The organism is Myroides sp. A21 (assembly GCF_000807225.1).
GTDB classification, from domain to species: domain Bacteria; phylum Bacteroidota; class Bacteroidia; order Flavobacteriales; family Flavobacteriaceae; genus Flavobacterium; species Flavobacterium odoratimimum.
In genome coordinates, this window is record NZ_CP010327.1 from 1,316,217 (window position 1) to 1,327,528 (window position 11,312).

General features: G+C 34.0%; 12 protein-coding genes. 10 read left to right on the forward strand and 2 right to left on the reverse strand.

The genetic code is table 11. The annotated features are described in order from the left end of the window. The first annotated feature begins 1 nt into the window (after position 1). From MYRA21_RS06095 to MYRA21_RS06130, 8 genes are all read left to right on the forward strand, one after another. Positions 2-358, forward strand: a complete 357-nt coding sequence (locus tag MYRA21_RS06095) for an arsenate reductase family protein (protein ID WP_006257854.1) — start codon at positions 2-4, stop codon at positions 356-358. A 164-nt stretch (positions 359-522) separates the two neighbouring features. Continuing rightward, entirely contained in the window at positions 523-1,050 is a 528-nt protein-coding gene (locus MYRA21_RS06100) for a dihydrofolate reductase family protein (RefSeq protein ID WP_006257853.1), read from the forward strand. Between the two features lie 797 nt (positions 1,051-1,847). Next, positions 1,848-2,696 carry a YicC/YloC family endoribonuclease gene (locus MYRA21_RS06105; protein WP_006257852.1) on the forward strand — a complete coding sequence of 283 codons (849 nt, stop codon included), beginning with the start codon at positions 1,848-1,850 and terminating at the stop codon, positions 2,694-2,696. Positions 2,697-2,726: 30 nt separating this feature from the next. Continuing rightward, positions 2,727-3,296 (forward strand): guanylate kinase, encoded by a 570-nt coding sequence (gene gmk, locus MYRA21_RS06110; protein ID WP_006257851.1) that lies wholly within the window; start codon positions 2,727-2,729, stop codon positions 3,294-3,296. A 10-nt stretch (positions 3,297-3,306) separates the two neighbouring features. Next, a complete protein-coding gene (gene nadD / locus MYRA21_RS06115) occupies positions 3,307-3,894 on the forward strand; it encodes a nicotinate (nicotinamide) nucleotide adenylyltransferase (protein ID WP_006257850.1) in 588 nt (195 codons plus the stop codon). Between the two features lie 77 nt (positions 3,895-3,971). Then, positions 3,972-5,129, forward strand: a complete 1,158-nt coding sequence (locus MYRA21_RS06120) for an iron-containing alcohol dehydrogenase (protein ID WP_006257849.1) — start codon at positions 3,972-3,974, stop codon at positions 5,127-5,129. Between the two features lie 329 nt (positions 5,130-5,458). Further along, positions 5,459-6,454: an NAD(P)H-dependent glycerol-3-phosphate dehydrogenase gene (locus tag MYRA21_RS06125; protein WP_006257848.1), complete on the forward strand. Its 996-nt coding sequence runs from the start codon at positions 5,459-5,461 to the stop codon at positions 6,452-6,454. Between the two features lie 198 nt (positions 6,455-6,652). Next, positions 6,653-7,633 carry a TerC family protein gene (locus tag MYRA21_RS06130; protein ID WP_006257847.1) on the forward strand — a complete coding sequence of 327 codons (981 nt, stop codon included), beginning with the start codon at positions 6,653-6,655 and terminating at the stop codon, positions 7,631-7,633. Positions 7,634-7,708: 75 nt separating this feature from the next. Here the strand turns inward: MYRA21_RS06130 and MYRA21_RS06135 are convergent, their stop codons facing one another. After that, positions 7,709-8,134, reverse strand: coding sequence for a c-type cytochrome (locus tag MYRA21_RS06135; protein WP_006257846.1), 426 nt, complete (start codon positions 8,132-8,134; stop codon positions 7,709-7,711). A gap of 92 nt (positions 8,135-8,226) precedes the next feature. Further along, the gene (locus MYRA21_RS06140) at positions 8,227-8,634 is read right to left on the reverse strand and encodes a hypothetical protein (RefSeq protein ID WP_006257845.1); all 408 of its coding nucleotides are present in this window, start codon (positions 8,632-8,634) and stop codon (positions 8,227-8,229) included. Positions 8,635-8,886: 252 nt separating this feature from the next. Here MYRA21_RS06140 and MYRA21_RS06145 point away from each other — a divergent pair, with 252 nt between their 5' ends. Then, complete coding sequence (locus MYRA21_RS06145) at positions 8,887-10,362, forward strand: DUF5687 family protein (RefSeq protein ID WP_006257844.1); 1,476 nt, start codon at positions 8,887-8,889, stop codon at positions 10,360-10,362. A 1-nt stretch (position 10,363) separates the two neighbouring features. Continuing rightward, positions 10,364-11,059, forward strand: a complete 696-nt coding sequence (locus tag MYRA21_RS06150; protein ID WP_006257843.1) for an ABC transporter ATP-binding protein — start codon at positions 10,364-10,366, stop codon at positions 11,057-11,059. Positions 11,060-11,312: the final 253 nt, after the last annotated feature.

Sequence of the window (11,312 nt, forward strand, 5' to 3'; positions counted from 1 at the left end):
TATGAGAAAGATATATTATTTAAGTACTTGTACAACATGTAAGCGTATCATGGCTGAGATGCCAGAATTAGATACGTTTGAACTACAAGAGATTAAGAAGAACCCTGTAACAGAGTCACAGTTAGAAGAGATGTATAAGCAAGTGGGTAGTTATGAAAAGCTATTTAATAAGCGAGCTCAACTGTACAAAAGTGAAGGGTTAAAAGACAAGAATCTTCAAGAAGATGATTTTAAAAAACTTATTCTAGAGCAATATACTTTTCTAAATCGCCCAGTAATGTTTATCGACGGTAACATTTATGTTGGGAATAGTAAGAAAGTAGTAGAGGCTGCTATCGAACAAGTAAAGAATAAATAGTAAGGAAAAAGAGTCAGCATGTGCTGGCTCTTTTTTGTTATAAGGAAAACATTAATGCAATGAATTATATAAACGGTTCAGATAAGTTTTTTACTTGCTGAGGTGATTTTTTGTTTATAGGAGGATAAAAGTTTGCAATTTTGTGTTTTTAAAATCAAAGAGATATGAGACAGGTAGTATTATATATTTCGAGTAGTTTGGATGGTTATATCGCTAAACCTGGGGATGACTTGAGTTTCTTGGATGCTGTACAGCGAGAAGGAGAAGATTATGGTTATACCGCTTTTGTAGAGACGATCGATACGGTTTTGATTGGTAAACGTACATATTACTGGGTAGTAAGTCAAGGACATGGGTTTCATCATGCAGATAAAGAAACGTATGTAATGACTAGACAAAGTCTACCTACAGAAGGTAATGTGACTTTCTATAATGGTGATCTAAAGGAATTAGTATCTAGACTGAAATCACAGGAGGGTAAAGATATATTCTGCGATGGTGGAGCACAGTTAGTCAACAGATTATTGAAGGATAGACTCATAGATAAGATCGTATTATCTGTTATCCCTGTATTATTAGGTGATGGTACTAGACTATTTGATATCGGGATACCAGAGTCTAAGTTAAAGTTAGAGAATACAAAGTCTTTTGAATCAGGATTAGTACAATTATGTTATAGCCTAATTAAGTAGTTTATAAACTGTTCTTTTGCTGATTGACTTCCATTAAAATAAGTTTGTTAGTATTTTTAAGTATGTTTTTTACACACGCAAACGTCTGTATATCTGTTTTTTAAATACTTTTTTAAAAAATATTCTTTTTTTGATGTGACCAAATGCGATGCTTGTTGTCTTAATATCGAAGACGAAAGGGAAGAATTGCTATTAATTCCTTTATAAAAAGAAAAGAAAAAGTTTTAAGTGTTTGGGGGTTAAATTAAAACAGAAGAGTTAAGGTTAGGTTGTTTTAGTAAAAAATTTAATTCACATAGTTTCATCGCGACTTTTACTATTGCTGACTTTGTAGATTGTGGTGGTCTAAATAAGGACTTAGAAGGCGTAGTTCATAGTTATGGTTGTTTTGGTTATCTCCTATTCTAGGCGATGGAACGAACAAATAATAGGAGTATAAAACACAAAAGAGAGCTATATAGCTCTCTTTTTTTATGTGTATCTGTTATTTCTTATTAGCCTGTTTAAGAGCTTTACATCACTTAAGTATAGGAATCAGAAGCATAGAAGCTATTACTAGTGTTTTATAGGTTCTATTTATTTATAATTTGTGTTTTATTCCTTTGGGTATGAATGTATTTACTAATAAAAGAGCTTTTATTTGAAGTTATAGAAGATAAACAGGTGTATTATCACAGATATATTGACTTAGAGTTAATCTGTAATCTTATTAAGCAGTATTTTGTGCTATTTATAAGTCAGTTAGTAATGATTTTGTTACCTTTGTAGCTATTATTTTTTAATATATGATACAATCGATGACAGGATTTGGTAAGTCATGTTTGCAATTACCAACAAAGAAAATCACAGTAGAAGTAAAATCGCTTAATAGCAAAAGCTTAGATCTAAATGTTAGATTGCCTTTGATGTATAGAGAGAAAGAACTACCTCTTCGTAACCTTGTTGCACAAGAATTAGAGCGTGGTAAAGTAGACTTCTCATTATATAGTGAGATTACAGCAGAAGAAACTTCTAATAAGATTAATGGCCCTATCGTGATGGCATATATTGATCAAATGAAGGAGATTATCCCTGATGCAGATGCTACAGAGCTTATGAAGATGGCTGTGCGTATGCCTGATGCATTAAAAGTAGAGCGTGCTGAGCTAGATGAGAATGAGTGGAAAGAGATAGAAAAGGTTATCACTGAGGCTATCGCTAATATGAAGGAATTCCGAGCTAGTGAAGGAGCTTCATTAGAACAAGACTTCAGACTGCGTATCGGTAACATCCGCAAGTATATGGATGAGGTATCGGTATTAGACAAAGAGCGTATCGTGACTGTAAAAGAAAGATTGCGTGCGAACTTAGTAGAACTTCAGTTAAATATCGATGAGAATAGATATGAGCAAGAGGTGATCTACTATCTAGAGAAGATGGACATCACAGAAGAAAAAGTACGTCTGAGCAAACACTTAGATTACTTTATCGAAACACTTGAAGGAGCTGAGGCTAATGGTCGTAAACTTGGGTTTATCGGTCAAGAGATGGGACGTGAGATTAATACTATGGGATCTAAATCTAACCACGCTGAGATGCAGAAGATAGTGGTAAAGATGAAAGATGAATTAGAGAAAATAAAAGAGCAAGTACTAAACGTACTTTAGGTTATATATACAACACGACAGAATATTATTATGCAAAGAGGTAAGTTAATCGTTTTCTCTGCTCCATCTGGTTCAGGTAAAACTACAATAGTAAGACATTTATTAGAGCAAGAAGATCTGAACCTAGCGTTCTCTATCTCTTGTACATCTCGTGAACCAAGAGGGGAAGAGGTGAATGGTAAAGATTACTATTTTATTTCTCTTGAAGAGTTTAAACAAAACATAAAAGGAGAGAAGTTCTTAGAATGGGAAGAGGTATATAGAGATAACTTCTATGGTACACTTAGTAGTGAAGTAGAGCGTCTGTGGGCAGAAGGTAAGAATGTAATATTCGATATCGATGTAGCAGGAGGTCTTCGTATTAAGCGTAAATTCCCAGATGAGACTTTAGCTGTATTTGTGAAACCACCTAGTATAGATGAATTGAAGATTCGTCTTAAAAAGCGTTCTACAGAGAGTGAAGATAAGATCAATATGCGTATTGCTAAAGCTTCAGTAGAGTTGGCTACGGCTCCTCAGTTTGATATGATTATTAAGAATTACGACTTAGATACAGCTAAGAATGAGGCTGTAGAGTTAGTAAAGAACTTTATAAAGTAAGAAGATAAGTATGAAGGTAGGGTTGTATTTTGGAACATTTAATCCTATTCATATCGGTCATATAGTTATTGCTAACCATATGGTGCAGTACACTGACCTAGATGAAGTATGGATGGTGGTAACTCCTCATAGTCCTTTAAAGAAAAAGAAGGGGTTGCTAGAGGATTTTCATAGGATACATATGGTTAATTTGGCTACGGCTGATTATGATTATATCAAGCCTTCTGACGTAGAGTTTAATTTGCCACAGCCTAATTATACCGTGAATACGATGGCACATTTACATGAGCGTTATCCTAAACACGAATTTAGTTTATTAATGGGACAAGACAATTTAGATAGTCTGCCTAAGTGGAAGAACTACGAGGTGCTATTAGAGCGTTATCCTATTTATGTATATCCTCGTATATTCAGTGGCAAAGAGGAGGCTAATCCTCTTCTAGCTCACCCTAATATACACCTAGTAGAGAATGCACCAATCATGGAGATATCTGCTACGTTTATTAGAGACTCCATTAAAGAGGGTAAGAATATTATGCCTCTACTTGATAAAGAAGTGTGGAAGTATATAGACCACAACTTGTTTTATAAGAAATAATTAAATAGAATTTAATACTATAAAAGGAATGCATATGCATTCCTTTTTTTAATTTTATAAGATAAAAGAAAGTAGTTATGTTGAATTTTGAATTATATAACCCTACTCGTTTATTGTACGGGAAAGGACAGATAGGTGAGATAGCTAATCTAATCGATAAAAAAAGTAAAGTACTAGTCGTATACGGTGGAGGTAGTATTAAGAAGAATGGTGTTTATGATCAAGTGATAAAGGCTTTAGAAGGGTATGAAGTAGTTGAGTTTTCGGGAGTAGAACCTAATCCTCGATATGAGACATTAGTGAAAGCTGTTGATTTGATTAAGAATGAAAAGGTTGACTTTATCTTAGGTGTAGGAGGAGGAAGTGTGATAGATGGGGTTAAGTTTATATCTGCAGCTGTGTACTATGAAGGAGATACTATAGATATTATTCAGAAAAAACTAAATGTAAACTGGAAGGCTATGCCTTATGGTGCGATACTGACATTACCTGCTACAGGTAGTGAGATGAACTGTGGTGCTGTGGTAACAATAGAGGCTACACAAGAGAAACTATCATTCTCAGGAGAGGTATTATATCCTGTGTTCTCTGTATGTGATCCTACTGTGATTGCTTCTTTGCCTGTGAAGCAGATTGCTAATGGTATAACAGATGCATTCGTCCATGTGTTAGAACAGTATATTACCTTTCCTCAAGGTGCACCTTTACAAGATAGGTTTGCGGAGAGTATCCTACAGACCTTAATAGAAATAGCCCCTAAGATACTAAAGGATCCTACTGATTATGATGCGGCGATGAACTATATGTGGTGCTGTACGATGGCTCTAAATGGGTTAATATCAAAAGGAGTAAAAGAAGATTGGGTGACACATGCTATTGGTCATGAATTAACTGTGTTATATGGTATAGATCACGGACGTACATTAGCTATTATTGGCCCTAATCTATATAGTGTGATGTTCGATACGAAGAAAGAGAAATTAGCGCAGTTCGGTAGACGAGTATTTACTCTAGAAGGGAGTGATGATGAGGTAGCTAGACTGGCTATAGAGCGTATGATAGCGTTCTTTCATTCTCTAGGAGTTGCTACTAAACTGAGTGATTATACTGAAGATGGTGAGAAGGCTGTAGAGTGGATTGCAGAACGATTTAATGAAAGAGGATGGCTAGCAATGGGAGAAAATAAAAATATAACAATTGACAAAGTAAGAGAAATAGTCAAACTAAGTTTATAATTCTATAGAGAAGCACATTTACTGTAATGGTGAATGTGCTTTTGTTTTTTTATGTTTAAAGGAGTTGATAATTAGCAGTATATCTTATATACTGTTAATTTAATCTAAAATCGGTCACGGAATGTGAAGGTATATGCTTTGTTTTTAATTAAACTAAAATGCGAATATGTAAATAAAAGTGTTTTTTATCGGCTTGTTTCTGAGTTAAACTTAGATTTATTTCAATATTTGTTGAATAAATGATGTGTTTTTTCAGCTTAAGCTATTGTTGTTCTAATTGTTTGCAATGTGTTTTTTACTTACTTTTGACCAACTAATAAATTTAGTGTATGAATGAATATCCGAAAATTGCAGTTATAGGTGGTGGGAGCTGGGCTACTGCTATAGTAAAAATGTTGAGCGAAAACCTAACTGAGATTGCTTGGTATATGCGTAACGAATCTGCATTAGAAGAGATAAAAGTTAATTATCACAATCCTAATTACCTAAGTTCTGTAGAATTTGATGTAGAACAATTAAGGTTGACGAATGATATTAACAAGGCAATCTCTTATGCGGATTATGTAATCTTCGCTATTCCGTCTGCGTTCTTGTCACAGGAGATGAGTAGACTACATGTTAGCCTAGAAGGGAAAGTTATTGTATCTGCGATTAAAGGGATTATCCCTGAGACGAGTCTTATCGTAGGAGAGCACTTCCATCAAACTTATAATGTACCATACGAGAACATTGCAGTAATCACTGGGCCATGTCATGCTGAAGAGGTGGCACTAGAACGTCTATCTTATTTAACGATTGCTTGTCAAACAGAAGAGTATGCTAAGACAATATCTAACTGTGTAAGCAGTCATTATATCAAAGCGAAAACAACGGATGATATTATCGGTACAGAGTATGCAGCAGTATTAAAGAATATCTATGCTGTAGCATGTGGTATCGCTCATGGTCTTGGCTATGGAGATAACTTCCAAGCTCTACTGATGAGTAATGCTATCCGTGAGATGAAGAAGTTCATTAAGAAAGTGCATAGAATGAAACGTAATATTAATAACTCTGCCTATTTAGGAGATTTATTAGTAACAGGATATTCTCTGTTCTCTCGTAACCGTATGTTTGGTAATATGATAGGTAAGGGATATACTGTAAAGTCAGCTCAAATGGAAATGAATATGATCGCAGAAGGGTACTATGCTTCTAAGAGTGCTTATGAACTAAATAAGCAATATGGTGCTAAGACTCCGATAATCAATGCAGTATATGATATTTTATACAATGGAAAGGATCCTAAAAAGGTATTCAGAAAACTTACTGAGAAATTAGATTAAAAAAAATATAGATTTAGCCGTGTTTAGGTTTTATTCTAAAAATGTAAAATAACTTATTGTTTTTCAATAAGTTATTTTTTTTAGCTGTAATTTTGAGATACAAAAGTTTGTTTGTAATTTGTTGATTTAATGTTAGTTAAGGAGTGTTCTCTTGGGGGAGATTATTCCATTTAGTTTTGTCAAGTAAAAAATTAAAAGATGGATCATTTAATCAATCACCCTGCTTTATTAGGGGTATTTGGAGTAGTCGTTGTTATTATGCTACTTTTAGACTTAGGAGTGTTTAATAAACACAGTCACACTGTATCAACAAAAGAAGCACTGATCTGGACAGCTGTGTGGATAGGCTTAGCAATGTGTTTTAGTGGAGTTATTTATTATTACCTCGACTTCGAAAACTTTGCAAGGTTTCAATCAGCTTATTGGATAGAGAAAGCATTATCAGTAGATAATCTATTTGTATTTATATTGGTGTTCACCTTTTTTAAGGTTCCAAAAGAGTTACACCACAGAGTGTTATTCTGGGGGATTTTAGGAGCTTTAGTCTTTAGAGCTATCTTCATTTTTGCGGGTGTAGAGATTATTAATCATACATATCTACCTGCGATGGAAGTATTTGGTAGAACAGTAGAGATTAATGTGGTATTGACCATATTTGGTATCTTCTTGTTGATTTCGGGTATTAAGTCTTGGTTTGCAAAAGAGGAACACGATGAGAATGAAGACTTATCTAAGAATTTTGCTGTACGTATGGTGCATAAGTTCTTTAAGGTAAGTGATGAGTATGATGGAGAGAAGTTCTTTACAGTTAAGAATGGAGTGCGTATGGTGACGCCATTATTCGTAGCATTAATGGTGATAGAGTTCACAGACGTGATCTTTGCAGTAGATAGTATACCTGCTATTTTTGCTATCGCACCAGATGATCCATTTATCTTATATACATCTAATATCTTTGCGATCTTAGGATTGAGATCATTATACTTCTTATTAGCTAACTTTATGGATAGATTCTCTAAGTTAAAATATGGTTTAGCTATTATCTTATCTTTTATTGGAATCAAGATGATAGTATCGCCATTCTACCATGTAGAATCATTAGTGTCATTAAGTATTATAGGAGGTGTATTAGTACTATCAGTGGTAGCATCATTTATGTTTCCTCCTAAAAAGGATTAATAAAAGTATATCAAATATATAATAAGAAAGCCCTTCTAACAGAAGGGCTTTCTTATATCTTATCAATAGTGACATCTATAGTTTTAAAGACTGTGAAGGTTTAGTAGTACCTCTATGACACATAGCACATGATACTACATCAATAGTCTCTGGTTTCGGGTGATTCTGCCAATTAAAGTTCTCAGCATTGATCTTTTGAGTCATTGTGATCATGTGTCGAGCGAACTCTTTTTCTTTTTTTGTATCTGCAGCGAAGTCTAGTTTATCTGTTCCTTCTACTGTAGTGTGACAGTATCCACATTTCACTCCTAATGCATCATTATAGCCTCTCATTAGTCCTTTAAGGCTGTCATTAGAAATATCTTTTGGCAATACCTTTAAGTTTTTCCATTCTGTGTCTCCTGCTTTACTTTCTGTTACAAGTGTTGACGAACTAAAAGCAAATAATGTTACTAATACACCTAAACTGCATAAAATGCTCAATACGTTTTTAATTTTCATAATCATCTATTTTTTAAGTTGTGCTTACCAAATTAAGCAAACTAACATTTGGATTGATTATAAATTAAGGTATTGATAGATAGGAGAATAAATTATTTTGCTAATATCCCTTTTTTAGTAGTAAATGGCAATGTCTGTAAATGTGCATCTCCTAGAGAGTCCTGAATGAAGGTATATGTCTTATCATATAATTTACCTCCTTGGAAGAAAGTAAGCATAAATGAATTACTCAGTTTAAAAACAGATTCATCTAACAATTCTATTTTTACACTTTCTTTTGGAGCAAGAGATTTGAATGCATGTCTAAATACTCCTGTACCTCTTACTTCACCATCTATCTCACCTATCGCTTGTGATACTACTAGGATAGCTTCCATTTCTTGATCTGAGTTATTGAATAGATATGCGTACCAAGAGTCTGCTAAGAATTCTTCGTTATATTCTTTTATGATTGCAATCTCTATATCTTTTACTACTGGAATCTCTATGTCTTTTTTCATTGTATTAATATTTTGGGCAAAGATAAATGATTTTGTCCTAAATATCGTAGTCATTGAAGTGAGGTAGAGTTGGTTTACTATTGTAGTATAAATAAGTGGTTAAGTGTTAATTTTTAGGATAATTATATGTTTTTTGCTTATGTGTTTCTGTGTTGATTTTAATAATAAAGTGGTTAATTTAAAATAATGCTGTTTTAGTTGTAACGAAATACCTAAATAGAGTACTAATTGTTATAATAAATATTTATAGCAATGCGTAAGTTGTTTGTTTTTTTAGAAAAGAAAAGATTGTCTCGAAGCAATGATAAGACCATGAATACGATATTGGTTGTCTTTAAGTGGATAGCGATAGTGTATTTTGGTTTACTGTTTTTGGTAATGGGGATGAGTGGCTTCTTTATTATCGAAGATATGAATCTAGGTATGGGATCACCTATACAGGTGATTAGTAGGTTTTGGATGTATTATATGGTGATGGAGATGTTTATGAGATTTACACTTCAGAAGTTGCCGACTGCTACTATAAAACCGTTGCTCGTACTGCCTTTCCCAAAGATTAAGATCGTGAACTTCTACATAGGAAGTTCATTCATCAGTGCGTTTAACTTTATTCAGTTACTATTTATTCTTCCATTTGCGATAGTTAGTATGGTACAGGGATATTCAGTTCTAGGAGTTATTGCTTGGATGATAGCTGTCTATTTATGTGTGTGTACGATGCACTTTGTCAATATACTGATAGAATCTTATAAATCTGTTTTTATAGCTGTTATAGTCGTATTCGGATTATTAGCCGCGATTCAGTATTACCAATTATTTGACAGTACTTTATACACACAGCACTTACTGTATAGTGTGTATGAATATCCTGCATTAGTATTAGTCTATGGTGGAGTGTTGTGGTTAGCTATTAAGATGACCGTGCGTTACTACGTTAAGAATATGTATATGGATGATCTATTAAAGGTTAAAGTAGAAGTAGCTACTACACGTGAGATGAAATGGTTAGATGGATTTGGGACGTATGCTTCTTTTCTTAAGAATGATTTGCGACTGATCACTCGAAATAAAAGAGCACGTACTACGGTGCTTATGAGCGTATTATTTATGTTCTACGGTTTCCTTATACTTCGTCCAACAGAAATGGGAGGGTATCCGACCTTTATGTTAATCTTCGTTGCCTTCTTTGTATCAGGTGGTTTCCTAATGATGTTTGGACAGTATGTGCCTAGTTGGGATTCTTCTTATTACTCTTTTATGATGACTCAGAATATCACGTATAAGAATTATTTAAAGTCTAAATGGTTAATTATTGCGTTGGGAACTGGCGTGTCTATGTTGGCGGCGGTATTGTATATCTGGACGAGTATGGATCTAGTGTATTTAATCATTGCGAATGGAGTGTTTAATATTGGTATCAATGGTTATATCGTATTATGGGGAGGTGCTTATCTAAAAAGCCCTGTCGACTTAACAGCGAATAAGAATGTATTTGCAGATAAGAATGCATTTAACCTTAGGGTGATGCTGATCTCGCTACCTAAGCTCTTTTTGCCTATTCTAATCTATTATATCGGGTTTTGGGTATATGGTTTTTGGGGAGGATTTACCTTGTTAACTGGAATAGGGATCATAGGAATGTTCTTCCAAAATCAAGTGTTTAAGTACATAGAGAAAATTTATAAACAAGAAAAATATAGCACAATAGAGGCTTTTAAATCTAAGTAATATGATAGTAGTAAATAATTTAGTAAAGTCTTATGGTCAACAGACTGTTTTAAATATACCTAGTTTAGAAATAACAAAAGGACAAAGTGTTGGATTGGTTGGGAATAATGGAGCTGGTAAAACGACCTTTTTTAGCCTTCTATTAGATCTAATCAAACCTACTCAAGGGAGCATTTCTAATAAAGGGAATGTAGTTAATGAAAATGAGGAATGGAAAAAGTATACAGGATCATTCTTCGATGATTCTTTCTTAATCGGGTACCTGACACCTGAGGAGTACTTTTATTTCGTAGGAGAACTAAGAGGGATGTCACGTACAGAGATAGAGAGTTTTCTAAATGAATATGTAAGTTTCTTCAATGGAGAAGTACTGAATCAACGTAAATATTTGCGTGATTTCTCTAAGGGTAATCAAAAGAAGGTAGGTATTATAGCTGCCTTTATGGGAAAACCAGAGTTAGTTATCTTAGACGAACCTTTTGCTAATCTGGATCCGACTACACAGCTGAGATTAAAAGAATTGGTAAAGCAAAAGATGAAAGATAGAGAGATCACGATTATTATATCGAGTCATGATCTTCAACATACTTATGAGGTGTCTGATCGAGTGATCGCCTTAGAAAAAGGACAAATCATGAAAGATGTCTTGACGCAGGATATCACATTTGATGCATTAGAAGAGTTCTTTCAGGTATGATAGAATGCATTTCTTTTTCATTTCAGTTTGATTACAATGGCTTTATGCATGATGGTATAATGAGATTGTTTTAGATTGAGGGGATTAGGTTAAAATAAAGATAGAAATATTAATAGATGAGCTTCGATTTCGTTATGGATGAATAAGAGGAGAGCGTTTCGCTTGCACTTCTTAGGGGATTGCTAGGAGTTTTCTAGGGGTTTTCTTGCCTAGAAGGTGCTTTTCTCGAAGAAAGGTGCAAGAAACCCTCAAG